Origin of the sequence: Bradyrhizobium sacchari (genome assembly GCF_002068095.1) — a bacterium.
GTDB classification, from domain to species: domain Bacteria; phylum Pseudomonadota; class Alphaproteobacteria; order Rhizobiales; family Xanthobacteraceae; genus Bradyrhizobium; species Bradyrhizobium sacchari.
Genome location: NZ_LWIG01000059.1, coordinates 19,361 through 44,649 on the forward strand (window position 1 = coordinate 19,361; position 25,289 = coordinate 44,649).

Consider the following 25,289-nt stretch of genomic DNA (forward strand, 5'->3'; position numbering starts at 1 on the left):
TCGCCCCTCGGCCGCGATCAATCGCTCGGAGAGTTGAGGTTCAACGATCCCACAGCCGTCAGACTCGTTATGTCCGGTTTCCGTGAATATAGCCAAGCGCCTCACGCTGGCTGCTGCAACGGAGCGCCTTAGATCACACGCTGATAATCGGCCAGCAGAGCCGGCTCTTCGATCGATTCGTGATGGTGGAGCTGTTTCCAAACGCCGTTTACTTTGGTGAACCAGCGCGTTGTTCGGAAGCGCAAGTCGAGGGTGGTAGACGGCGTCTTGCAGTGCCTTTCTCTCGCCCGACGAAAAGGTGCCAGTCGTCGCCGCCCTGGGACGAAAAGTCATAGAGCGTCACCGTCACACTTGCATTCCCTCCGAACAGCTTTGCATAGCCGTCACGGATGGCAGGCCAGCCACGACGAATGCCGCCGATGGGATTGTCCATGCTAGGCGCATCGCTTTCCGCCCAGTTCGCGGCGAGACCCTCGTATCTCCATTGTTGAAGGACCGATAGAAGTCGATCAGGGCGTCGAGTGCACCGCCATCGTTTCGTTTGGCTTCGCTGCCTGATATCTCAGCGGGAGTTGACCCATATTTCGCCAAGACCTAGCCGTTCGGCAGCACCGGGCAGCGAGATCAAATCGGTCGGAGCATAGCGCGGGCAGGCTCGAAGAAGGCGCAGCGGCTCATCTCCTGCGTTGCGGTCGAACCAGGAAGCCGCCTGTTTCAGGCCCGATGACCGGCTGCGCAATAGGATGGGTCGTTGAGTGGCAAGCGACTGTGTCGCGGAGTCGGCGGCCTCAAAAGGGGGTACCAAGGTCATCCTCCTGGCAAGTTCATTCGATCTTTTCGGACGGTACTGTGCCGAGCCGCGAAGCCGGTTAGTGCAATCTTTGGCGCAATCCATGACGGAATTCGGCATTGTTGACCCTAAAATGGCGGGTTTGGGCTCGTCCGGCAGGCATATTCCAAGAAGACTTGCTGGTCGAAGGTCGCTAACGCCTCGCAATCTGGCATTCTACCGTGTCGGGAAAGAGGGGATCTCTGGTGCAGGATATCCGGGAGCAAACCGCAAGCTCGATGGAGGATCTTTCAGATTCCGAGGTCGATCGTTTGCGTGCGGATACGCCGGGTGTCGCGCATCGTATTCACCTCAATAATGCGGGCGCCGCGTTGATGCCGAGGCATGTCGTCGAGGGCATGATCACATACCTCCAACGCGAAGCTGAAATTGGCGGCTACGAAGCGAGCGCCGAAAACACTGCGCGCCTCGAAGGCGTATACGATAGCATAGCTCGACTAGTCGGCTCAAAGCGGGAAGAAATCGCGCTGGCCGAAAATGCCACTCTTGCTTGGCAGCGCGCCTTCTATTCGCTCCGCTTTGGCCCAGGAGATCGAATTCTCACCACCTCTGCCGAGTTTGCGGCAAACTATGTCGCGTTCTTGCAGGTCGCCCGCCGTACCGGCGCACGGGTCGAGGTCATACCCGACGACGCAAACCAGGTTCTCGATCCGCAGGCACTCGAGCGGATGATCGATGACCGCGTGCGACTTATCGCCATCACATGGATACCAACGAATGGTGGCTTGGTGAATCCGGCTGAAGCTGTGGGTCGAATCGCCCGAGCACGTGGAGTTCCCTACCTGCTGGATGCGTGCCAGGCCGCTGGGCAAATGCCGATCGATGTCGGTGCACTCGGTTGTGACATGCTTACAGCAACCGGGCGCAAGTTCTTGCGCGGCCCACGCGGGACGGGCTTCCTGTACGTGCGCGACGATATTTTGAAAGACATAGAACCTGCCATGATCGACCTGTTCGGAGCGCCTTGGGTTGGACCGCAGCGCTATGAACTCCGATCCGACGCTCGACGGTTCGAAACGTGGGATGCCAATTATGCCGCGCGGCTCGGGCTTGGCATAGCGGTGGACTACGCACTTTCAATCGACATCAACAAGATCGAACGGCGTTGCCGCCTGCTTGCGAATGAGTTGCGCGCAGCACTCGGCGCGATCCCCGGTTTGTCGATTCACGACCTCGGAGAAGATCGCGCGTCAATCGTATCGTTCACTCTTCACGACGTGGAAGCACGCGAAGTCATGCGCCATCTAGAAAGTGAAACAATTAATATCTCAGTCTCTCCTCCAACAAGTACGCCATTGGACGCAACGAGGAGAAGGCTCCCGCATGTCGTTCGGGCTTCGCCGCACTATTACAATACAATTGAAGAGGTCAACACTCTTGCGTCAGCTGTACGACGAATAAGCCGCTGATGAACGCTCCGCGTGACAGCTTGCATCAGATCGTCAGAGCTCGCAGTTGTAGCGCTGCGCGATTTTACCGATGATGCCGCGGCGGAACAGCAGCACGCAGGCCACGAAGATCACGCCCTGGATCACCGTCACCCACTGGCCGAAGCCCGCCAGGTATTGCTGCATGGTGATGATCACGAACGCGCCAACCACGGGGCCGAAGATGGTGCCGAGACCGTCGACCAGCGTCATCAGCACCACTTCGCCCGACAGCGACCAGTGCACGTCGGCGAGCGAGGCGTTCTGCGCCACGAACACTTTCAGCGCACCGGCAAAGCCCGTCAGCGTTCCTGGCAGCACGAAGGCCAGGAACTTGTACTGGTCGGTGCAATAGCCGAGCGAGATCGCGCGCGGCTCACTGGGGACACGACCTCGGGGAAGCCAACGTCATCGCCTTTTTGCACCGTCGACAGGTCGGAATAAGTTCGGGGTGGAATTGCCCCGCTTCCGGGCGGATCATGGTCGGAATGTCAGGCTGGCGTGGGGTTCTCGCGCAGTGACGTCACGTTGGCGGGTTGGCCGCCGAAGGCGAGGCAGCACGCGCCCTTTCTGCGAGGCGCTCAGCCAGCTTAATGCTGCATCCTCTATCCGAAGAAACGTGCGCATGAGCCGGAGCCCCTGTAGCTGGCGCATTGCTGATGAACTGTGGTCGTTCATTTCCGAAGCTACCGGAGCTTCCTGCTGTTAATCAACGGGTTGCTGTGTGCACGGCCTGCAATGGGCTCCGTTCGGGCTTGTCTCGCTTTCCGCACCAGACGCTAGCAGTCGGCGCAGCCATTTCTGGTCGGCCTCCCGCCGGGCGTTGAAGCGGTCCACGCATTTCTTGGAGCAAAGCGCCGTTCGCCACCAGTAATGGCGGATCAGCCCAAACCTACCCCCGCACACCGCACAGCACCTTCGGTTTTCGGAACTATAGGAGTGATTTTGCACTTCTCGCCTCCTTTGGCAGACGCTCGTGCGGCAACATCGTGCCCGCACGTGAAGCGCCGTTTCAGTCAAATCTGGCTGCATTTACGGGCACCGGGCGCGCGAGCTCGGCTCTTTGTGCGCCCTCGGGGCGAAGCGATACGCTCGATCGCGGTGCGTCGTCCGATTGGTCAGCGACTCTAATCAGGTTTTGATCTCAATTGATGCGATGAGCAGCCATAAGCTGATTAATTCCTGCGTTCACGTATCCCTTTCCGGCGCTTTCCGACGGTTACGCCTCAGGGTAGCAGCATCCCACCCTACCCGCCGGCGCAGTCTTCCTGGCAAGTACAGGTTACCCGTTATTCCTGAAACTTCCGCGCCATGGCCAGGTGGTAGGGAGCAAGCAACAGCAGGTTGGCAATGGAGACATCATGGCGAACTTCTTCGAATTCAGAAAGTGGGGTGTTCGGTTGATGATCGAGAGGTGCAACGTTATCGCGGACTGGCCACCTCCGGAGGTGGGGCCCTAATGGCTCATGTATTCCACGTATCAGCGCCCGCTCAACTGGCGAGGCGGCGAATCGAGCACTCCAGCCCGCTGCGGAAATGAGACGTCCTCGGAAGTGCAAAAGCAGGTTTCGTACACAGGGGTTCGAGCGTCGCGCTGCGCGATCGGTCCCAGCGTTTGTGATCCTGTCCTCCACAGGCGTTTCGGTCATTCGTCAGTCTGCGGGCCCCGCTTCCGTTCTTTTTCCGCCGTCTGCTGCCTGCTTCTATCAGCGACGGAGTGTTTAGTGCTCCGGTGCTACATTCCACGCAAAGAGACCTACGGGCCACGGATACACATGATTCGCTGACGTCCGCCTGACAATGGTCTTAACGGGTGTTAGCAAGCGGCGTGAGGCGCTTGAGCCGCATCTGGACTCATCAACTCGCCGCGCTAGATGCACTGAGGCGCAAAGCGCTTGAATCGCGATTTCGGGCGCAAGCAGTCAGGGACGACGGTTAAAGAGACGATCGGAAGACCACGACCGCACTACGCCGGCTTGTCCGGAAATGTCGCCGGAGACGATAGGTCTGGCGCGCCCAAAATGCCGTGAGAACGCTGATCGAGGGCCGGACCGGCAAGTGATTCCACCACCCGAAGCAGCGCTAGCCGTTGAGTTTGGTCGTGGATCCGGCGAAATGCCCGCATGAGCCGAAGACCTTGCAGCTCACGCATTGCTGATGAACAGTTGTCGTTCATTTCCGAAGTTCGAATTTGGCCCTCCAGCCAAGCGTAAGATCAAGGATAGGATTCGATTGGCGAAGTGGCTGACGAGAAATGCCTTGCCGGTCCCGAGGTTGATGGTTTCGCCTTCGATCCCGGGCGTTGCCCCGCCGCAAGGAAGCCGGAGATCGTATCCCCCACAAAGGTCATGTCGCGCAAGGTATCCAGAGCGCCGAGCTCGATGACCTCGCGTGTTGCCGCCTGGGAAATGATCGCGGGAATAATGGCGCGAGCCGATTGCCGCGGGCCGAACGTGTTGAACGGTCGGACTGTCACAACGGGCGTCGAGAAAGAGCAGAAGTAGCTCTCCGCTATCTTGTCGGCGCCGATCTTGGGCGCCGAAAAAGGCGATTGTCCCTGGAGCGGGTGACTTTCATCAATCCTGTCGGTGATTGCGGTTCCGTAAACCTCGGAGGTCGAGGTGTGCACGACGCGGGACACGCCAAGGCGCCGCGCAGCTTCCACGACGTTTAGCGTACCCTTTATATTCGTGCGGACGTAGTTTCGTTGGGCGAGATAGGAATACGGAACAGCAATCAAAGCAGCGAGATGAAAGACAATATCTTGGCCGCGTAGCGCCTGAATGGCGAACTCCGGATCTTCGATATTTCCGGCGATCACCTTGATCGAAGTCTTCAGATCATGCGGCAGATGCTCAAGATTTCCCCACGCAGGAGATGAGGAGTACCGGATCATGGCCGTCACATGGGCGCCCGCTCGCGCGAGAGCTTCTGTGAGATGACTTCCTATGAACCCGCCAGCTCCGGTAACAAGGACTCTTCGTCTATGATAGAATTGCTTGAGATCCATGGTCGCGCGCCAGTTGACTTGGGACTTGCATTCTCACGATTTGCGATGAGGCATGAATAGATCGTCAGACTCTGTGGTAAGGCAGCTTCTCTCTCAAAACACTAGCAAACCATCAATCCCGTCCCGGACGACAGAGCGACAGCCGGCTACATTCGTGGCAATCATCGGTACAGCGAAATCGGCGGCCTCCATGAGTACCCGCGGCATTCCTTCACTCTCGGATAGAAGGATCGCAATGTCGGCATGCTCCCACACGGTCGCGATGTCCGGGGCCCTTGCCCATCCAGGTGACGCCGTCGATCTTGGAAAGCAGGATCAGTTCGGCCTCTGTATAGTTCGTCGGATTTCCGGGATCTGCTATTTCCCGAAGCTTCACCTCGATCCGTGGCTCCCGCGCCCGAGCACGCCAGATGGCCTCGACCATCGTCTCGAGACCCTTCGATTTCAGCATCCCTCCCAGAAAGGCGATCCGGATGATCCCGTGATCCGCTCGCTTGATCGATCGACGGGGCTCGATCTCGATACCCCACCCGCCAATAACCACGGAATGCGTCAGAGGTGCAAACTTGCGGCGATCATCTGAATTCTCAAAGGAGACAAGAGCAGCGCGGCCTCGGGCCAGCCACCAGCTCTGCAGGAGAACGAATTGTCGCACCATCCCGGTTGCCCATGCGGCGCGTCCCCACAGCTCCCCAAAGCCTGTGAACGAGGCGAGGAGAGGGTATCTGCGCGCGATCGACCCTGATAAGCTCAGCAGAACGATAGACCTTATGTGAAGCGCGTGAATGAGGTCCGGACGTTCCTTCGACAATATCTTGCGAAGACGAAGGATGGAGCGAATTAAGGAAACACGCGACAGAGAGGCAGGCTCCGTCGGCATCTCCAGGGCACGGAAGCCCTCCCGGTCGATCACGGCTCGCTGGTGCCGCACACAGGTAGCGACCGCCCACTTCACCGTCGGAATGATCTTCCCTGCCCTGTTTCTGTACCGCCATTACATTGAATTGGAATTTAAAGATCTCATTGCGTTAGGCCAAATGTCCAAATTTGACGGCGACGCGTCGAGTGCCAAATTGCAGAGGCCGCGTCACGACTTGGAAAAAATGCTGAAGGCTACCGTCTGCTTATCCAAAAACGCCCAGGGCGATGACGCTGCCGGGGAATTCGAACTGGTCGCTCGGGAAGCTATCCGCCTCTTCGTGGCAACCGATCCGAATGGAGACGGCTTCAAGTATTCCCTGACTTTCACCGGCAAAGCACAGTGGGGGATTCATTCGAGGTCGAACTACCGTCATTCGTTCTGCCGTAACCCGCTTCGGCGAACTTTGCTACGACCTTAGAAATGAACTAAGAGAGATGATCGATCCCGGCGCGGACGTTAGCGACCGGACATATTTTTACTGACGCGGGCCAATCTTCGCGATCGCTGACCCCTACAGCTCTGCTGGATTGACGGTTTCCAACGGCGACTAATGCAGATCCACACGAACAAGCATTCGAATTTCTGATCGCAGGAATTCCGTCCAACGTCTCCCGACACAGCTTGGTCGCGATGCGATACGCTCACCTTTACCTCCCGGACGTGGTGGCTCGATTCTGGCAGACAAGAGCCTCGGGGACCCCGACCGTCGAGCCGACGGATGGTCAGTTCACGGTTTCTATAATGCGGCATGGGGGCTTTCGCGGATTGGAGGGCTTCGCCCCGGCCGCGGCGCGCCGCGGAACACGGAGCATCCGAACGATTTAGGCGATCACTGGTCGATAACCGCGTTCGCTTTCGAGTGGCTTGCAGGGGCCTCTGCCCGGCCCTTCTTGGATATGGCCGGATGTCGGAAGAGCTCTCCGGCTTCGTTCCTCGGTTTGGCCCGGGATTTATCGGACCGTGAATTACCTTGCTGCATGCGCGATGGCAGGTCCGCTGCGGAATCGATTTTGCTCGCAGCGGCAATCGCCAAGAGCGGTGACGGGGCGAAGATGCTCAAGATGTACGATACCGCAGGCGGGCGTAGTCGCGTCACAACGTACGTCACTGGCCGGGCCACGAACGCCGTCCAGCGCCAGTTCGGATCCGCCCTCCATATTCTTCATTGCTGGCGAGACCACGCGTTGCATGGCCAGCAAACGACGATCTCCGAGGTCAAGGCTTATTCAGCGATCAGTGAACTGCTTCGACTAGCCCAATTCACCTCGGACAGATAGGGCGCGCTGACATGAGCGCCGAGGATATCGCCGCCCGGTTTGGAGTCACCGCTTCCGTCGTCAAAGAGCGGCTCAAGCTCGAGCCGTCAACCCGACCCTGCTCGATCTCTATCTCGGCGGGGAGATGAATCTCGAGCAATTGACCGTCTTCACGGTCACTGACGATCATGCACGGCAGGAAGAAGTATGGAAAACTTCACGGCGTTGCCGGAGAAGCTGGAGGGTTGGCAGCGATCTCTACCTCATAGGCATGGCCATCGAAAGGATCGCTCGGGCAGCGGCTGCGGCTGTCGGTATTGGGACAATGTCAGCAACTTGACGATACACGGCGCGACGAAGTGCCTTCAAAGCCTGCGAATTCACTTCGGCACGCGGCTTGCTCTCTTTGCGGCATCATCACCAATCGCAGTGCGATGGTCTTCGGGACGGACTCGGCACGTGTCGCTGTTAGCGTCTCGTCCGGCCCGACGGTTTGCTGCGGCGATAACTTACGGGCGCTCGGTTATGGACCGAGAAAATGCAGGGAAGCTGTTGAATGCGATCTGGAGTTCGTCTTTTGGCGGCCACGACAATTGCACTCGTCGCAAGTGGTGCCGCCAATGCGGCAGACCTTGAGCCGGAAGTGAAACTGCCACCGGCGGTGTGGAACTGGTCTGGAGGCTATATCGGCGGGCACGTCGGCGGCGGGTACGGCCAAACCTCCTTCAGCAATCCCTACGGTCCATCAATCTATGGCGGCATCGTCGATACGCCGGCGTTCCTTGCAGGTGGCCAGATCGGCTACAATTGGCAGAACAACAGTTGGGTGTTTGGTCTCGAGCTCGACGCCAGCGGTGTCGTCTCGGAGAGCACAAACACCTGCCTCGCCGCCTCCGGGTTTGTCGTGAGCGCAAACTGCAAGGCAGGTCCCCACGTCTTTGCGACCGCGACCGGTCGTGTCGGCTACGCGTTTGGCGCGCTGGGCCGTACGCTCGCCTACCTCAAGGGAGGCGTGGCTTGGCAAAACAATCAGGGCGACATCGTCAACAACTTCGAAGGGGGCGGGCCACAGGAGAAAACCCATTTCGGCTATGGTCGCATCGGTGGCACCATCGGGCTGGGCGTCGAGCAAGCGCTTACGCCCGCATGGTCGGTTAAAGCTGAGTATGACTATCTGCATTTCGGCGGACCGAGCGTCGTAACGCCTCTAACAGTGCAGGGTCCGCCGTTCGCGGTTCTTCCGGCGAACACAACCAGCCTGTCCAGCGACTAGCACATCGGAAAGATCGGGTTGAACTACCATTTTGGCGCTGACCCATGGACGGCGCAATGGTCCGATGCGCCGCTGTACGCGAAAAAACCCGCCGGTGCGCTACCGATGGCTTACACGGCCGGTTGGTCGTTCGAAGGCGGATCGCGGCTCTGGCTCAGCCGCGGACGTTTTCAATGGGACCACAGCGCAGTGCCTTATGGCTCGCCTCTAGACCCCAGCATCCTTAGATCGAGGCTCACCTACCGCGGCCTTGACGGACTTTCCGGAGAGCTATTTGGCCGTATCGACAGCCCCTGGGGAGTGTTCCTGAAGAGCAACGTTGGCATCGGGCGCTTCAACAAAGGAAACGAGAACGATGAAGACTGGGGCGGCCTCAATCGCGGTCTCTCCTATAAGAACACGATATCAGGCCAGGCAAACGGAAGGTTCACCTATTACACGGCCGATGCTGGTTACGATTTCCTGCGCGGCGCCAACTACAAGCTCGGTGGATTTATCGGCTGGACCTATTACGAACAAACTTCCGACAAGACAGGGTCTGTAGAGATCGCCAACCCGTTGGCTAAAACCTTGCCGCCGGGCGACGACAGGGTCGTTGGCAGCCAGACTACGCAGTGGAATGCACCTCGTGTCGGCCTAAGCGCCGAAACCATGCTCACCGACCGTTGGCGCTTAAACACCGATGTCGCCTACCTGCCCTGGACCGATTTCAAGGGGCGCGACAACCATCTCTTGCGCGACAAGACCCACTTCTCTGAACAAGGGGGCAATGGGGGCGCCGGCGTCCAGATCGAAGGTGTGCTGTCCTACTTCATCACCAAAGACTTCAGCGTCGGCGTCGGCGGACGCTACTGGGCCATGTGGACCAACAGGCGCGGCGATTCTTTGTGCCGCGGCAGCGACTGCGTTGGTGCTCCGGCTCGGTTTGCGAAGTACAGCATGGAGCGCTGGGGTACGTTCTTTCAGGCCTCCTATAGGTTCGATTGAAAAATCACACCTAAAGCCAACCGCTGGACGTCTTCGAAGCCAAGAAATGGCGCGCGCATCGAGCAAGGATCATTAGCCATGTCCTTGCCGGTCGCGGGGCCTTATCTAACTCCGAGCAGTTCGATCTTGAGCACATGGTCCGGGTAGCCATGAGACCATGCGCATCGTGCGCTTCGGTCAATGACATCGGGAGGGTTTCGGGCAGCGTGGATAGAGAATTGTAACCTATGTTCACGCGTTACAGCGTGACCGGGAGGGAATGAGGCAAGCTGTTCGCCGTGAACCGACAGAGTCTCGTGTCCGGCTGGAAGCAGATCGGGCAGGCGCGTTAGCTCATTCCCGTTGAGCTGGAGATGCCGAAGACTAGGCGGGAGTGTTTCGGGCGGATGGGGCAGTCGATTGCGGTTGGCGTAGAGTAACTGCAGAGTGGGCGGAAGGCTCGGCGTCAGATCGGTCAGCTCGTTGTCATTGACGTTCAAACTATATAGCCCGGGCGGGAAAGCCTATATCTGCAAGGCGTTTAGTTCGAAAACAGCTTAAACAGCGCGCCAGTGTGCCGATAGCCAATCAATCGCAGACAGGGCTCAGTCCTGTTTTGACTTGATTTCCTGCATTACGAGCTGGCCATTGCGTAGGTTGGCTAGCATCAAATGCAGCAGCTTGATCCTAAACCTCAGCAACTCAGCGTGCTCCATCTTTTGCTCATTGCGGGGGCATTCAAGCTCGGGACAGAGGTGGCGGGTTGAAGACCCTCACCTTTCGCCAGCCTGCATCATTCGATCAATTTCGATCATTGCTTCAGCGGGTAAGACCTTCTCGACACGCACCAGCTATCAGCCCGGCAACGTCACCATGTTCAGCGGCAACTGAGGCTCAGGTCATGCAGCGCTCGGATATCCTTCGTGCAGGCGCGAATCGGGCGGGGCAGGAAACGGCTGCGCACGCAGCAGCAAGGCGATGGCTTCACCGTCGAGCGCCGAAAGGTGTTATTCTTTCCGCGGGCTCGATCAATTCCCCGCACTTGTTGATGCTTTCCGGTGTCGGTGATCCCATCATCACACAAGACATGGCATTATTCCCCACGTGGAAAGTCCTGAGGTTGGACGGAATTTGATGGAGCACCCGGGTCTGTATGTCCTTGCCGAACTCGATGTAGAGACCGCGAATGCACTGTGTATTGGGGGCGATATGAACGAGCAGGACCCGCGCGTCTGAGGCGCCGAGAATCTTGATCGCTCGAACATACTCTTTGCGGCGCTCGGACAAGGTCACACTGGGCGCTACGCGAGCATACGCCGGCCAGCCGGCAAGAATGGCGGCACGATAAGAGCGGCGCTGGAGCGGTTGGTGAGCGAGGGCCTGGTGAAGCAGAAGCCGTACTCAGGCTGGGAAGTCGCAAGTTCGACATCCGAGGACGCATGGGAGTTGTACACACTTCGATCCAGCTTGGAGGATCTCACCGCGCAGCTCGCTGCCGCCAACCCGAATCGTAGGCAACCGATCGAGGCCGCTTTCGAGGATCTGTAGTCCACCGCGAAAAGCCGCAACCAGTGGGGCAAGGTCACACCAGCGGAATTGCCGGAGTGAGACACCCGTCACCGATTGCTTAGTCTATCGCAGGGAGGCGTCTCAACTGGAACAGCAAAGCCAGCTTTTACCCGATCCAGTACGACCATCGTCTTGAAGCCTTTGATGTCCGGGTTCTTATGGGAGAAGCGTCTAGTGAACTCCTCATAATCCTCCATGCTGCGTGCGGTAACGTATAAGATAAAGTCAGCATCGCCAGTAACGTAGAAGCCGTTGACGACTTCAGCTGATGATTTGATGGTCTTCTTAAGCCTATCAATTATATCCGAACGCTCCCGCTCAAGTGTAACCAACACAAGCATTTGGAGTGGACTTCCAACTGCCTTCGGCGAAACGATTGAGACATCGGCCTCGATGATGCCTTCCGAACGGAGCCTCTTTAGTCTTCTTTGGCATGCCGTGGCCGAAAGCCCCGCCAGTTCACCGATTGCCTCGGACGTTAGGCGGTTATTCTTTTGCACGATCTCGAGGATACGCGCGTCTACCCGATCGTATCGCATAATCCACTCCCGCCTTGAGGTGAATTTCACCGCCAGATTCCATGCGCCGGGCGCAGGAAATCGTTCCACAGCGGTGCCGCTGTCGGGCCAGGAACCGCTCGGAAACAAAGACAGCGCATTTACGCACCCTCGATTGCACGGCAGAGGAGAGAGCGCGCAACGCCGCCTTGTTTGTGAAAAAACAGTCCAACCTCGCCGAAGGACTAAGCTTCTGTTTAGAGAAGGTCTCTGCAAAGAACTCAACGCACGAGTGCAGAACGTTGAATATCTGCCGACGTCGGTGAAGTAGGACGACGAGCCAGAGCACCCCCGAAGGGAAAGTCGTCGCAGCCAGTGACAGTGAATTACAGTACGTTGCTCGTCTCACGTCGTAGAGCACTATCAATGTCACACCGCCCTTGTGTTAGCCGTCTGCAACGCGCGAAGCCCACTTCTGGTACACCTCTCGGCGCGCTTTGAAGCGGTCGACGCATTTCTTGGAGCAACGGGCGTCCGCCACCAATAGTAGCGGATCAGCCCGAACCTTCCGCCGCGCATCGCGCAGCACTTTGCTGGTGAGAACCATCGAAGCTGTTGCGCATTCGTCGCCTCTTCTCGCATAGGCTGGACAGCCTCCATTTCTTCGCCGATGGCGCGTGCAATCAAACCCGCTGTTCGAATTTCCGATGGGTCCGATCGCATAATGCGATGCAGGCGCCCCCGGGAATCGCCGACGTTTTGCTGAGGCGAACCACCGAACGGAACTTCATTATCACAGGTGCAAACACAGGATCAGATCCGCCCCATGGTCACGAGACCAGTGAGGATCGCAAGAGCTTCAAATAGGAAGTAACTGCCAAATATCAGTTCTGCGTCGTGCGCGGTGTCGATGTCCCGCGCCAACGCTTTTCGGGTGAAACACCCCCCCGTGAGCATTCCAGGTGGCCGCTCGTCGGAAGGGACGACGGGCGTCAAGTATTCCGAGACCAGTTTGGCGACTGTCCGCTCCGCGAAGTCTCGGTACTTGGCGCCCGCAGTGGCGCCCAGTGCGGACGCAAGTCTCAAGGATGCTGCCGCGGCGATAGCGGTGGCCGCGGTATCCCGGCTCGTATTTGGAATTGCCGGATCGTCAAAGTCCCAATACGCGACCAGATCCGTGGGGACGTGGTCGATCCACCAGTCCAGCACGCGCACCGCATACTCGCGCCACAGCGGCTCCTTTGGGCGAACCATTGCCGCATGAGCGGTATAAAGAATCGCCCACCCCTGCGCACGTCCCCAAGTGCTCACATCGCTGTATCCCTTATGCGTGTGCGTCCTGAGCACCTTGCCGGTTTGCGGGTCGAGCGTGGACGACTGGATCACGGAATTATCAGGCCGAACATGAATCTCCAGTACCTTGCGCATGTGGGCATTGGCGATCTCGTCCATGCGTTGCTCCCCCAACTGGTCCGAGGCCCAGTAAAGCAATCCCGTCGCTTGGAGAGAGTCGATGCTGCTTTCAGCAGTACCAACAGCGTTGGCTTCCTCGGCATCCTGGCCGAGCGGGATCAAGCCCAGCTTGGGATCGAACATCTGCTCCAGCGACCTGGCCGCCGTGAGCGCGGCATCGCGTGCCATCTCATCCGCGAAGAGGATGCTTCCAAGCGCCGCACCGTGGTAGAAGCCAAATCCTTTAAAAGCGGTCCGGAGCTGGGCTCGAGGCAACATTCTGCTCAGGGCCGCACGCGCGTCAGAAATCGGAAAGCGCTGTGGATCGGCCAGATGTGCAAGCCAAAGCTGGCCGACGAAGGCGCCCCCGGTCCAATCACCGTCGGGCGTGAACGTCCATTTTCCATCAGTGGTGCGAGCCCAGTGCGGCAGGCCTGCTTTGGCAGTTTCCCTCGTTTGCGCGATGCGCGCCAGCATTCGTTCGCGTGCGCACAAGTAATTGCTTCCGGACATGTTTTCTCCAACAAAACGTCGGCCCCAGCAGAGCCCTGATTGAAAGGTGGAAGGGGCAAATTCAGTCGCCGATGTAGACGAGCCCGCGCCTTTTTGCTGCGTGATAGACGACGACGCTGAGCACCGCGACCGCAGATCCATAAACCGGGAACATCCATGCCATATTTGCGTGCTGCAACCAGACCAGCAAATAGGGTGAGGTACCGCCAAAGAGTGATACTCCAAGCGCATAGCCGACAGCGATGCCCGTCGTGCGCACCGCGCGCGGCATCAACGTGGTTGCGATGAAATTGTAGAGAGCCATGTTGAAGCCGACGACCGCGCCGCCGAACACCATTACAAAGAAGAAAGTGGAAATGCTCTTCTCGGAATAGAGCAACGTCAGGAAGAAGCACACCACGAGCAAGAGCCGTAGCAGTGTAAACGCGCGCGAAGCTCGAACCTTGTCGGCGAAGGCACCCACAAATGGCGCCGTCACGATCCAAATCACGCCCATCAGCGTCGTGATCCCGTACACCCAGGTGCTATTTTCCTTGAAGACGCCGTTCGCCAGGTTGGGCAAGCCAGCATTCCACGCGTAATTCGCGATCTGCACGGCCCCGACGACCAGGATGACAGCGAGCAGCGAAAGGCGGACGCTCCAGAGGGTCTTCCAGACGCCACTGGTGGTCTCCTGAGTACGCGACAATTCGTCCCGATGCATGACGTGTTTGATCAAGGTCTCTGGCAGTTTGCTGCGCAGATAAATGATCAGCAGGCCGAGCGCTCCGCCGATGGCAAAAGGTAGCCGCCAAGCCCAATCGTGCATTATCTCAGGTGTCACCGAGGCGCTCACGAGAAAGGCGACCAAACTGGATCCGAAGACACCGAGCTGAATGAACGTGCCGCTGATCAGGCCAAGGTACCGCCCTTCCTGGCCTGGCGGAGCAAGTTCGATCGCAATGGCATTTGCGACTCCGGCCTCAGCGCCGGTAGCGAGTCCTTGGATAAGCCGGACGACCAACAATATGACGGCCGCTGCGACGCCGAGCTCCTTGTAACTGGGCAAGACCGAAATAAGCAGCGAACACAAGGCCATCGCGGTGACGGAGATCATCATCACACGCTTGTGGCTGATGCGATCGGCGATCGGACCGAGTATCGCAGCTCCTACCGGTCGCGCGAAGAAGCCTGCGCCATAGACGGCGAGTGCGGCAAGCAGCGATGTTGTCGGATCGCTGGACGGAAAGAAAAGCGGCGACAGAAAAGAAGCCATCATTCCGTAGACGGTCCAGTCGTACCACTCCAGGGCTACACCACCGCCCAAAGCAATGGTCATGCTCTTCGTGGCGACTTGTTTTTGGTGCGGCCCTTCAAGAGCCGAGCTTTGCGGACCGACTGAAGCGATGGGCTCAACGATGGTGGTCATTTTGGTTTCCTCGGGTTTATTATGATGAAAACGTTTACATTTTCTCGCGACAGAAGCGCCCGTTGGGTTGTCGCATCGGGTACGACTCGCGAGATCAGGAGACGATTTGAGTATCTTCCCTCAACGTCCGGAGAATATTGGCTGCCGCTTTTCGACAAAGGCGGCCATGCCCTCCTTTTGGTCATCGGTGGTGAATGCATACCGAATAGCGCGCCGCTCGATCGCCAAGCCGGCCGACAATGGAGTTTCGTAAGCTGCTTGAATCGACTCCTTGGCCAACTGAGCAGCAATCGGCGCGCGTTTCGAGATGACGCGTGCTATCGCGAGCGCCCGTTCGACTAACTCAGACGCCGGCAGCACTTCGGATGCGAGCCCGGCAGCCACTGCTCTTTCCGCGCTGATTGGCTCACCTGTCAGCACCATCTGCATGGCGAGTGATTTGCCAATGCTCCGCGTCAACCGCTGGGTAGCGCCATCTCCTGGCATGATCCCGATCGTGATTTCCGGCTGCGCAAGCACGCTTCCTTCCGCGACAAGCAGGATGTCGGCGAGCATCGCGAGCTCAAGGCCGCCGCCGAGGCAGACGCCTCGAACCGCAGCAATGAGGGGCTTGGGGAACGCGGCGATGGAATCCCATGCATGCTGCCGTGCAGGATCGCTCAGCGCCTCAAAACCGTGTTGCTGCATCTCCTTGATGTCGGCTCCAGCGGAGAAGCCGCCCTCGTCGCCAGTTAAAACTACGCATCGCACCGCCTCATCCGAGCGAGCCGCACGAAGTGCATCCGCAAGCTGGCCCAGGAGCGCCGCACTCAATGCATTCCTTTGCTTTGGACGATTGAGCTGCAGCAGGAGTACGGCTGGGTCGGGCCGCTCGGCGACGATCAGAGGAGGGACAGCATGATTCATATCATTCCTTCAAATCAAACTCTGCGGAGGGCTAGACGCCGGCGGCTTTCTTCGGAAGGAAGCGTTGCATATTCGCTTGCGCCGTCTCATGCAGAATGTTCTGAACGAAGTAGCGGTTTGCCAAGTCATCCATGACTTCTGCCCTCGCGGCTACCGAGGTGGAGAAAAACTGTTTCGTGGTGAGCACGGCATGCGGCGGCATTGCCGCCAGGGCCTTGGCGTAGCGGAGCGCCGCCTCGCGAGCAGTCTCGGCCGGTGACGACAGAATATCCGCCAGTCCCAAGCGATGTGCCTCTACTCCGTCGATACCAGTCGGGCTCCAACTCAAGGACCGAGCCGCAAACGGACCGACGCGTGCGGCCAAAGTGTCCAGCCCGAAGCCCGGCAGCCAGCCTAAAGACACTTCCGGCAAGTGCCAGCGCGCTTCCCGAGCCGTTACAACAACATCGCACGACGCCGCCAACATAAGGCCCCCGCCCAAGGCAAACCCATCCACCGCGCAGACGACAGGTTTTCTGACAAAAGCAAGAGAGCGCACAAATGCACCCAGCCGGCGATTCAGGTCAAAAGTGTCGTTGATATTGCCAGCCGAAAAATCCTTCAAGTCTGCGCCGGCCGAGAAACCGGGACCGTTTCCAGCGACCAGGATGACGTTCACAGCGGGGTCGCCGGCTGCCTTGTCCACCGACTCAAGCAAATCCTTCAGCATGTCTTCGCCGAGCGCGTTGCGCCGTTCTGGCCTATTCATCGCCAGGATCTGGACTTTGTCTTCGCATTCTATCGAGACGAACTTCACGTCAACCTCTCCTTACGCCCGTCCCGCGTTGTCATGAAATTGCGGAGCCAAATTCATTGGCTCATTCTTGAATATCCTCGCGTCCATCAGCTTCAAGTCGGGCGAGACGATTACGTCGAACTCAATGTTCGCCAGCACGTGCTTTTGGACAGATATGCCAGGAGCGACTTCGGTCAGCATGACGCCGTTCGGCGTGAGCTTGAACACGGCACGCTCGGTGATGAAAACGACCTCTTGCCCTCGCTCCTTTGCAAAAGCGCCACTGAAGGTGATTTGGTAGACGTCCTTCACCCACTTCTTGACCGTGCCCTCGTTAGCGATGACGAGGGTCCCGTTATCCGGGATCGCATTCAGCCCCGACGCCGTGAGGGTGCCCGAGAAAACGACTTTTCGAGCGCCTTGGCTGATGTTGATGAAGCCGCCCGGTCCTATGATCTTGTCGCCGAAGCGGCTCACATTGACGTTGCCGTGTCGATCGACTTCGGCAGAAGACAAGAATGCGATGTCCAGCCCCCCACCGTCGTAAAAGTCGAACTGATCCGGCTGCGGCGCAATCATGTCGTAGTTCGTCCCGGCGCCGGCGTCCTGTCCGGGCGCAGGAATACCGCCGATCACCCCCTGCTCGGCCGTCAGCGTGACTGAGCGGTATATCCCCTCTTCTGCGGCCACGACCGCAATCCCATTCGAGATGCCATAGCCAATGTTGACGGTAGCTCCTGGGGTCAACTCAAGGGCCGCGCGTCGCGCGATCACCTTTCTCACATCGAACGGCAGCGAGGCGATCTTCCCGTCCGGCACGCGCATTTTTCCGGCATAGGCTGGGCTATACTCTGTCGCATAGGTCTGTCGCTGATTGGGATCGACGACAAGATAGTCGACCAAAACCCCAGGTATTCTCACTTCTCGCTGGTTTAGCGTATTGGATGCAGCGACCCGTTTGACCTGGACAATGACTATTCCGCCGGAGCGGCGCGTGGCGGCGGCAATCGACATGCTTTCGCCGACATATGCCTCGTCTTCGAGCGAGATATTTCCCTTCTCGTCCGCAATACTGCCTCGGAGAATCGCGACCTGAATTGGGAAGGTCTTGTAGAGCAGGTGCTCTTCTCCTTCGATATCGACAACAGCAACCATATCCTCTTTGCTGCACTCGCTCTGCCTGCAGCCGCCGATTCGGGGGTCGGCGAAAGTTCTGAGGCCTACCTTCGTGATCACCCCGGGGCGCCCCGCTGCGTTTTCGCGACTGAGCTGTGCCAACACTCCCTGAGGGAGGGTGTAGGCTTCAATTTCATTGGCCAGCGCACGGCGCCCAAGCGCCGGACAATTGTTCAAGCCGCTGGCTACCACGCGACGCACCAGGCCTGGGGCTGCCAGCTTGTTGAATCCTGTCGTAGCCCAATCGCCGATGGCTACCGTCCCCACGAGCTTCAAGTTCTTGGGAGACCCCTCCTCGGAATGAACATCACGAAGCGCATCGATGATTAGCTCAGGGATCGCAACTCCGGCCGAGCCGCCGAAATAGACGCAATCGCCGTCGGAGATCAGCGATACGGCCTGCCGAGCCGTGATGATCGGCACTTCGCCGGTTCGCTTGTTCTTTTTCAATTGCATGCCTTCTCCACTAGCCGGTTTGATGCGTCTGACCGCTACGGGGCAGCCTTGTGCCCCTGCACGGCGCCGCGCGCAGCTTCGGCTGACGCAGAGGAAAGCGCCGTTATGAAAAGGTTTACATTGCTCTGAGCAATTCGGCAAGGGGGAAAGATGCGTGACGCTAGAAAGTGTGGCAAATTGGCTATTTTCCGCGCCATTACTGACCAAATTCATCAATTGCGCCCGCACCCTCAATATGATAACGATTTCAGTCAATTGGCTTGATGGCCCGCCTTTTTAGGCTGGCTGGCAGGAAGAAGCAGGCTCATGGCGTTAGAAAAAACGGCCCGAATTGACCGAGGCAGGCAATCACCCACTGTGGTGGAAATAGCGAAACAGGCCGGATGTTCTATCGCCACAGTTTCGCGCGTATTGAATCGGCCCGAAACCGTCGCAATCGACTTGAGAGAGCGCATTCTCCGGCTCGTTGATGAACTCGGTTACGTTCCCAACGGATCTGCACGCGCGCTGCGATCTTCGCGTTCTCGACTGATTGGCTTGATAGTTCCAACGCTGGATGCCGCGATCTTCACGCGAATGCTTGAAGGTCTGGAGAGCCGGCTAGCACCGGCCGGCGCTTCGCTGGTCTACTCTGCAACAGGTTACGATCTGGATCGGGAAACGCGCGTCGTGCGCAACCTTATCGAAAAGGGCGTCGACGGTATTGTTCTCGTGGGTTCTTGCCACAGGAAGGAAACACTCAAACTACTGCGGGAGCACAAGGTAAGATATGCTGTAACCTACGCCCTCTCGGACGACGTTTCGATCGCCAGCATGGGTTTTGACAACCGCAGCGGCGGGGCTTTGGCAGCAAACTATCTTGCAGACCTCGGCCATAGGCACCTTGCCGTTATCGCAGGCGTAACGCGCGACAATGACCGTGCATCTGGTCGCCTCGAGGGCTTCCTCGCCATGGCTGAGCGTCGCGGAATAAGCCGCTCCAATATCGCCGTTGTGGAATCCCCCTACGAGTTCAGTCGAGGCCGAGCAGCTGCTAAAATCATTTTGAACCAAAATAAAAATGTCACAGCAATATTCTGCGGGAGCGATGTACTTGCTGTCGGAGCAATGCGCGCATGCAAGGATGCTGGATTGAGCGTGCCTCAAGACATATCGATGATTGGCTTCGATAATCTCGATATCGCCGAGTATCTCACTCCAGGTCTGACGACAGTTGATGTCCCGGCTCGCCTGATGGGCGAACAGGCTGCCAACTATTTTTTGGCAGATCAACATTCCCTGGACATCCACGCAAGGGTAGAGCTTGAGACGCGTTTGATCGTGCGAGACTCAACTGCACCGGCGAAGGCCCGCCAATAACACACGGCAGTTCGCAATGTCTTGTCAGGCTCGACTCTCCTTCTTGGCCGCAACGCAAGCGTCAGCCACCTTACAGGACGAACGACAGCGATTAGCAGCGCTTCCCGAGCTAACGATCCGGGTTCGCAAGGTGCCTGGCGGCGTAGGTCAGGGTGAATCCTCGGCACATTGTTCGCTTCGAGCAACATCCGCGATTCCGACCAATCCCACACCGTTGCACTTCCTAAGCTCCTCATCCCTCGTAAAGAGATCCTAGCTCATGCAAGTCCAGAAAAGCCGGCCCTATCGTGGTCTGTTTCCCGTCGCGCCGACGCCATTCACGGAGTCTGGAGATCTCGATCTCGAGGGACAACGGCGCGTTTTGGATTGCATGATCGATCAGAAGGTCGACGGAATTTGTATACTTGCCAACTATTCCGAGCAGTTTCTGTTATCAGACGAGGAGCGCAGATTGCTGGTTGACCTCTGTCTGTCACATGTCGCAGGCCGCAAGCCGGTCATGGTGACTTGCAGCCATTTCAGCACTCGGATTGCGGTGGAACGCGCACGCTATGCCGCCGAGCGAGGCGCAAGCCTCCTGATGCTGATGCCGCCTTATCACGGTGCAGGTCTCAAGGCGGACGAAGAGCATATGGTCGAGCATTTCGCTCGTGTCGCCGATGCGGCGCAAACTCCGATCATGGTGCAGGACGCCCCGCTCAGCGGCGTCACGCTGTCGGTACCCTTTCTCGTTCGGCTCGCACAGGAGGTGCCGCTTGTCAGCTATTTCAAGATCGAAGTCCCGTTTGCCGCAGCCAAGCTGCGCAATCTGATCGGGGCTGGCAATGCTGCCATAGCAGGTCCGTTTGATGGAGAGGAAGCCATCACCATGATGGCAGATCTGCAAGCTGGAGCGACCGGGACGATGTCGAGCGCGCTTTGTCCGGATTTATTGCGGCCGGTTTTCGACCATCATATGGCGGGTCGCGGCACAGAAGCGGCCGCAGCCTATGCAAAGGTGCTGCCCTTGATCAATTACGAGAACCGTCAATGTGGGCTGCGCGCGGCCAAGACCGTGATGAGGGAGGGCAACGTCATCAGATCTGACGCTGTGCGGCATCCGCTGGAGCAAATTCATCCGCACACGAAGGCTGGGCTGATTGAGCTGGCGCGCGAGGTCAACCCGTTGGCGCTCCGCTGGGGTCACTAAATGGCTCTACCTGAATTGATTTAGTCGGCTAACTGACGTGCAAGGCCGAAAGCGCATGCACCTACAAAATTCAATCAACTTCAGAGTTTATCGATGACAAACAACTATATCGCAGGCGAATGGCTTCCGGCTGCGGAAGCGAGGCCAAATATCAACCCGTCCAACACCGATGATGTAGTGGGCGACTTTGCCTACGCCTCGGTTGCAGAGACCGAGCGCGCGATTGCCGCGGCTCACCACGTATTTCCGGCCTGGTCGCGTTCCAGTATCCAGGCGAGGCATGACATGCTCAAGGCGATTGGTGACGAGATCCACGCTCGCAAGGACGAGCTCGGCCGCCTGCTCTCCCGCGAGGAGGGCAAGACCTTGGCAGAAGGGATCGGCGAGGTCGCGCGTGCCGGGCAGATCTTTCAATTCTTCGCTGGCGAGTGCCTCCGCATGACGGGCGAAACGCTGCCGTCAGTCCGGCCGTCAGTCGGTGTGGAGATCACTCGCGAGCCGGTCGGCGTCATCGGTCTCATTACGCCCTGGAATTTCCCGATTGCAATTCCAGCCTGGAAGATTGCGCCAGCACTTGCCTACGGCAACACCGTTGTGTTCAAGCCCGCCGAGCTCGTCCCGGGTTCGGCCCATGCGCTTGCCGAGATCATCGTCCGCGCCGGAGTGCCGGCTGGTGTATTCAACCTCGTGATGGGCCGGGGCTCGGTGGTTGGTGAGGCGATGCTGAACAGCTCCAAGGTTTCTGCCATTTCCTTTACGGGCTCAGTGCCGACGGGGCGCAAGATCGCCCAGGCCTGCATCACCACTGAACCGATGAAGAAGCTTCAACTCGAGATGGGGGGCAAGAACCCCATGGTCGTCCTTGATGATGCCGATCTGACGCTGGCAGTGGAATGCGCAGTGAACAGTGCCTTCTTCTCCACCGGCCAGCGCTGCACGGCTTCATCGCGGCTGATTGTGACAGATGGGATTCACGATCGATTCGTAGCCGCCATGCAGGAGCGGATGCAGGGACTTGTCATTGATGATGCGTTGAAAGCCGGGACGCATATCGGCCCGGTCGTCGACCAGAGCCAACTCGAGCAGGACCTGAAGTATATCAGCATAGGCCAGGCGGAAGGAGCAAAGCTGGTTGCCGGGGGCGAGATCCTGAAACGGGAGACGCCCGGATTCTATCTCGCGCCCGCACTGCTCACTCAAGTGAGCAATGAGATGCGTGTCGCGCGAGAGGAGATTTTCGGGCCAGTTGCCGCCGTAATCCGGGCGAAAGACTACGACGAGGCGCTTGAACTGGCCAACGACACGCCGTTCGGCCTGTCTTCGGGGATTTGCACCACCAGCCTAAAATACGCCAGCCACTTCAAACGCAACGCAGAGGCCGGCATGGTGATGGTGAATCTGCCGACGGCCGGCGTGGACTACCACGTTCCATTCGGGGGCCGCAAAGGCTCCAGCTATGGTCCACGCGAGCAGGGCCGCTACGCGCAAGAGTTTTATACGACGGTGAAGACGTCCTACACTTTCGACGGCAATGTTCCTCAAATGCACGGGCTAAATCGAGAAAGAAAGTAGGCCATAGACTCCCGTGCCGTGTTGATCGAAGTCACTCCGAAGGAGCACGCATTTGAGTGGTCCGACCATCAGAGACATTGCGCGTGAGGCGAATGTCGGTACCGCTACCGTCGAGCGGGTTCTCAATGACCGTGGCGGTGTGAGGACCGAGCTTGCCGAAAGAATCATCAGAGCCGCAAAAAAGCTAAAATATGGCGATCGGCGATTGAGGTCTCACAGCGGCATCATTCGGATTGAGGTGCTCCTTGTTCAGCCGGAAGCCGAGGTCTTTTATGCAGACCTCAACGCTACTTTCCAGCGGATATCTGCCTCGTTGGATCCGGCCATTTTAGTGCACCGGACCTTCGTTAGCGAGGACGACATCTCGGGCGTCGCCCAGCATATTGCGAAACCACCTGTTCGGCGAGCCGGCCTGATTGTTCTGGCTCCAGACCATCCTGAAATTACCGAGAGCATTCGCCAAGCCCGGATGGCGGGTGTGGAAGTCGTACAGTTGCTGACGGGAAGCGCCGATGAGGATGTGCCCTATATCGGCATTGACAACTACGCGGCGGGACGGACGGCCGCGTATTATATGTCCCGCATGCTCCGTGGCATTCCTGGCAATGTCCTCGCCATGTGCCACAGCGGGGCCTACCGGGCGCATCGGGAGCGCATAAGGGGCTTCTCGGACTATCTGATGCAGCACGCCGATAGCCATTGCAATTTTTGCGCTGTCATTTTTGGCCATGACGACAATCTGTTATCGGCAGAGAGGCTGTCTGAAGCGTTGCGCAACGGCGAGCGCGTTGTCGGACTATATAGCGTGGGGGCTGGCAGGGAGGGGATTGCGGCGACTTTAAACGCACATCCTGCCAAGGTGTTCTGGATCGGGCATGCGCTTACTGAGAGCACTGCAAAGTGTCTTCGCTCGGGATTGATGGACATCTGCATTGACGGCGCGCCTGAAACCCAGGCACGCCGCTCGCTGGATACAGTGCTTCACCGTCTAGGACTCATTGACGTCGACGTGAGCAGTGCCCCGGTCCAGTTTCTCACCATTACAGCGCAGAATCTCTAGCAGGTTCCGACAGATGCAACGATACCATTCCTCGCAAATGGCCGGCGGTCGGTACCCCAGACGACGAGCAGGTTGACAGCTCGCCCCCCATGGCGCCCTGGAGGTTTAAAAAGTAGCCGCTGCTGGACCTCTCCAACAGCGGCTTAAGTCCAGGGAGGTAGGCAGACGAGCCCGGTCTGCCAGCGGATCCGTTGAACGATACGCTCGAGTGCGTCGGCCAGACGCGCGTCGCAGCTATCGGCCGGCTCATTGCCCGTGCTGAGCAATTACTAACCCAGCTTGACATTTCACAACAAAACGTCCTTGCCAGAAGACGGCACCGAAGAGCGCCAGATCAATTGCCGGATCGTCGGCAATGCCAGTCAGCGGTCGGTCGTCTGTTCAATGATGAGGTGCGTCGCATTGACAAAGTCCGAAACAGGCTGGTCTGCGCGCCGATAGAGGTCCCGCTCCAAGATCAAGTGACGCCGCTCTGAGAGCTTTTCGCAATGTTCCTTGATTAAGAGACCGCCCACGGGATTCTCACCGTCATGAGACTCCACCTCTCGGCAAATCCAACCCGCCTCGCCGTACCGAGCTCTCACAGAAAGTGCCAAGAGATAGGCCTTCTTGCGCCAAAACAGACGTGCGCTCGGATCCGTGTCGATCCGAATACCTCGCAATGCGCCGCTGCTGTCTACGAGACCCTTCAGCAACACAGGATGGCCGCCGAGCTTTGTACCTTCATACTTATCGTTCACAGCCGCCAGCGGATTGACTTCGTCGTTGAAACGAAAGGAGATACCGTGCAAGCCCATTTCATCCGCCGGGCATGCCCGAAAGTCGTTCCAGGAAGACAGCTTGACCCCCTCCTTCGCGGCGCAAGCGAGGTTGATGTACTCCTTGGGCGGAATATCAGCGACCGACATCCCCAGACTCAGGTCGCGTAAGTCGATCGTATCGCGTGCGTTCGCATTTCCCCAAGCGAGCAAGAGAAGCAATGGCGACAGGGCCCAAGCCAATCGTTGAAGTGTCATTGCTTCGCTTCCGTTCCTGTTGCTTGCGAGCCAATCGATCTGTTCTTGTAGACTTCGCAGGCTCTCGAGCTGTCTCCGAAGAAGTCAACGCAGTCTTGATAGCTCGTCGGTCCCTTCCCTTTGATGTGCTCCAGAATATAACCAACGACCTTCTCGATTTCATTCGGCCGGAGAAATGTAGCTGCATCCGGAGGCAGGTCTCTGCCCAAATCCTGAGCCGTGATCCCCGAATAGCATCCGTAGTCCTTGTACGCGTCGCGATCAAAATGCGGCATTCCGCTTCCAGGGCGCCCGCAATGGACAACCTCGACGATTTGATCGCGACTGAGCTGCGTACCTCGCAACGAAAGCGCTGCGCCTCCATACCCGCCGCCCCCATCGCCATGCCATTTGTGGCAGCCTACGCAATTTGCCTTTTCGTAGATGCGTTGCCCTTCATCCTGGGCGCGGTGCGCGCCGTTGATGACCTGCCCCGGTACGGGCGTGCCACCTTCACCCCAAGCAGAGCCTCCCGTCGCGAGAAGAGCCAAGCCACCCCCCACAAACAAGCCAATCAAGCCAACGCGGAGCGCGCGGTTTACCCACTGGGTCAGGGGCACGACCTTCAATTCCATTCTTTTCCCTCTTGGACCAATCG

20 protein-coding genes and 3 pseudogenes are annotated in these 25,289 nt (G+C 58.2%); 9 read left to right on the forward strand and 14 right to left on the reverse strand.

All coding sequences use genetic code 11. The features are described 5' to 3' along the window. Window positions 1–128: 128 nt before the first annotated feature. Window positions 129–591, reverse strand: a pseudogene (locus tag A5906_RS35965) (YybH family protein). A 477-nt stretch (window positions 592–1,068) separates the two neighbouring features. On the opposite strand from A5906_RS35965, the gene A5906_RS35970 reads away from it, so the two are divergent. After that, window positions 1,069–2,259: an aminotransferase class V-fold PLP-dependent enzyme gene (locus A5906_RS35970; protein ID WP_080139985.1), complete on the forward strand. Its 1,191-nt coding sequence runs from the start codon at window positions 1,069–1,071 to the stop codon at window positions 2,257–2,259. A 33-nt stretch (window positions 2,260–2,292) separates the two neighbouring features. Here the strand turns inward: A5906_RS35970 and A5906_RS35975 are convergent. The 4 genes and pseudogenes from A5906_RS35975 to A5906_RS45650 form a co-directional block, all read right to left on the reverse strand. Continuing rightward, window positions 2,293–2,658: pseudogene (locus tag A5906_RS35975) on the reverse strand (branched-chain amino acid ABC transporter permease); the annotation flags it as partial. A 1,834-nt stretch (window positions 2,659–4,492) separates the two neighbouring features. After that, window positions 4,493–5,287 carry a GDP-mannose 4,6-dehydratase gene (locus A5906_RS35985; protein ID WP_245327084.1) on the reverse strand — a complete coding sequence of 265 codons (795 nt, stop codon included), beginning with the start codon at window positions 5,285–5,287 and terminating at the stop codon, window positions 4,493–4,495. 93 nt (window positions 5,288–5,380) lie between these two features. Next, window positions 5,381–5,542 (reverse strand): glycosyltransferase, encoded by a 162-nt coding sequence (locus tag A5906_RS45645; protein ID WP_245327085.1) that lies wholly within the window; start codon window positions 5,540–5,542, stop codon window positions 5,381–5,383. After that, entirely contained in the window at window positions 5,499–5,945 is a 447-nt protein-coding gene (locus A5906_RS45650; protein ID WP_245327086.1) for a glycosyltransferase family protein, read from the reverse strand. The genes A5906_RS45645 and A5906_RS45650 overlap by 44 nt, the downstream gene beginning before the upstream one ends. A gap of 172 nt (window positions 5,946–6,117) precedes the next feature. Here A5906_RS45650 and A5906_RS35995 point away from each other — a divergent pair, with 172 nt between their 5' ends. The 4 genes from A5906_RS35995 (at window position 6,118) to A5906_RS42145 (ending at window position 10,839) form a co-directional block, all read left to right on the forward strand. Next, complete coding sequence (locus tag A5906_RS35995) at window positions 6,118–6,627, forward strand: hypothetical protein (RefSeq protein ID WP_167523449.1); 510 nt, start codon at window positions 6,118–6,120, stop codon at window positions 6,625–6,627. A 1,415-nt stretch (window positions 6,628–8,042) separates the two neighbouring features. Continuing rightward, entirely contained in the window at window positions 8,043–8,738 is a 696-nt protein-coding gene (locus A5906_RS45655) for an outer membrane protein (RefSeq protein ID WP_245327087.1), read from the forward strand. An 18-nt stretch (window positions 8,739–8,756) separates the two neighbouring features. Continuing rightward, window positions 8,757–9,725 (forward strand): hypothetical protein, encoded by a 969-nt coding sequence (locus A5906_RS45660; protein ID WP_245327088.1) that lies wholly within the window; start codon window positions 8,757–8,759, stop codon window positions 9,723–9,725. Between the two features lie 880 nt (window positions 9,726–10,605). Further along, complete coding sequence (locus A5906_RS42145; protein ID WP_245327098.1) at window positions 10,606–10,839, forward strand: GMC family oxidoreductase N-terminal domain-containing protein; 234 nt, start codon at window positions 10,606–10,608, stop codon at window positions 10,837–10,839. Between the two features lie 74 nt (window positions 10,840–10,913). Here A5906_RS42145 and A5906_RS46265 read toward each other — a convergent pair. The 7 genes and pseudogenes from A5906_RS46265 to A5906_RS36045 all read right to left on the reverse strand — a co-directional run. Further along, window positions 10,914–11,096: pseudogene (locus tag A5906_RS46265) on the reverse strand (hypothetical protein); the annotation flags it as partial. Between the two features lie 224 nt (window positions 11,097–11,320). Beyond that, on the reverse strand, window positions 11,321–11,812 hold the full coding sequence (locus tag A5906_RS36020) for an Lrp/AsnC family transcriptional regulator (RefSeq protein ID WP_080139986.1): 492 nt from the start codon (window positions 11,810–11,812) through the stop codon (window positions 11,321–11,323). A 771-nt stretch (window positions 11,813–12,583) separates the two neighbouring features. After that, window positions 12,584–13,735 carry a glycoside hydrolase family 88 protein gene (locus A5906_RS36025; protein WP_161495470.1) on the reverse strand — a complete coding sequence of 384 codons (1,152 nt, stop codon included), beginning with the start codon at window positions 13,733–13,735 and terminating at the stop codon, window positions 12,584–12,586. Window positions 13,736–13,796: 61 nt separating this feature from the next. Beyond that, window positions 13,797–15,143: an MFS transporter gene (locus tag A5906_RS36030; RefSeq protein ID WP_080139859.1), complete on the reverse strand. Its 1,347-nt coding sequence runs from the start codon at window positions 15,141–15,143 to the stop codon at window positions 13,797–13,799. 120 nt (window positions 15,144–15,263) lie between these two features. Beyond that, window positions 15,264–16,049, reverse strand: a complete 786-nt coding sequence (locus A5906_RS36035) for an enoyl-CoA hydratase-related protein (protein WP_080139860.1) — start codon at window positions 16,047–16,049, stop codon at window positions 15,264–15,266. 31 nt (window positions 16,050–16,080) lie between these two features. Then, window positions 16,081–16,845: an enoyl-CoA hydratase/isomerase family protein gene (locus A5906_RS36040; RefSeq protein ID WP_080139861.1), complete on the reverse strand. Its 765-nt coding sequence runs from the start codon at window positions 16,843–16,845 to the stop codon at window positions 16,081–16,083. Between the two features lie 12 nt (window positions 16,846–16,857). Continuing rightward, window positions 16,858–18,456 (reverse strand): acyl CoA:acetate/3-ketoacid CoA transferase, encoded by a 1,599-nt coding sequence (locus tag A5906_RS36045; RefSeq protein WP_080139862.1) that lies wholly within the window; start codon window positions 18,454–18,456, stop codon window positions 16,858–16,860. A gap of 306 nt (window positions 18,457–18,762) precedes the next feature. Here A5906_RS36045 and A5906_RS36050 point away from each other — a divergent pair, with 306 nt between their 5' ends. The 4 genes from A5906_RS36050 (at window position 18,763) to A5906_RS36065 (ending at window position 23,636) form a co-directional block, all read left to right on the forward strand. Beyond that, window positions 18,763–19,815, forward strand: a complete 1,053-nt coding sequence (locus A5906_RS36050) for a LacI family DNA-binding transcriptional regulator (protein WP_080139863.1) — start codon at window positions 18,763–18,765, stop codon at window positions 19,813–19,815. A gap of 259 nt (window positions 19,816–20,074) precedes the next feature. Continuing rightward, entirely contained in the window at window positions 20,075–21,004 is a 930-nt protein-coding gene (locus A5906_RS36055; RefSeq protein ID WP_080139864.1) for a dihydrodipicolinate synthase family protein, read from the forward strand. Between the two features lie 93 nt (window positions 21,005–21,097). Next, on the forward strand, window positions 21,098–22,576 hold the full coding sequence (locus A5906_RS36060; RefSeq protein WP_080139865.1) for an aldehyde dehydrogenase family protein: 1,479 nt from the start codon (window positions 21,098–21,100) through the stop codon (window positions 22,574–22,576). A 52-nt stretch (window positions 22,577–22,628) separates the two neighbouring features. Beyond that, window positions 22,629–23,636 (forward strand): LacI family DNA-binding transcriptional regulator, encoded by a 1,008-nt coding sequence (locus tag A5906_RS36065; protein WP_080139867.1) that lies wholly within the window; start codon window positions 22,629–22,631, stop codon window positions 23,634–23,636. A 362-nt stretch (window positions 23,637–23,998) separates the two neighbouring features. Here A5906_RS36065 and A5906_RS36070 read toward each other — a convergent pair whose 3' ends face one another. Beyond that, window positions 23,999–24,652: a hypothetical protein gene (locus A5906_RS36070; RefSeq protein ID WP_080139869.1), complete on the reverse strand. Its 654-nt coding sequence runs from the start codon at window positions 24,650–24,652 to the stop codon at window positions 23,999–24,001. After that, window positions 24,649–25,266, reverse strand: coding sequence for a c-type cytochrome (locus tag A5906_RS36075; RefSeq protein ID WP_080139870.1), 618 nt, complete (start codon window positions 25,264–25,266; stop codon window positions 24,649–24,651). Before A5906_RS36075 ends, A5906_RS36070 begins: the two co-directional genes overlap by 4 nt. Window positions 25,267–25,289: the final 23 nt, after the last annotated feature.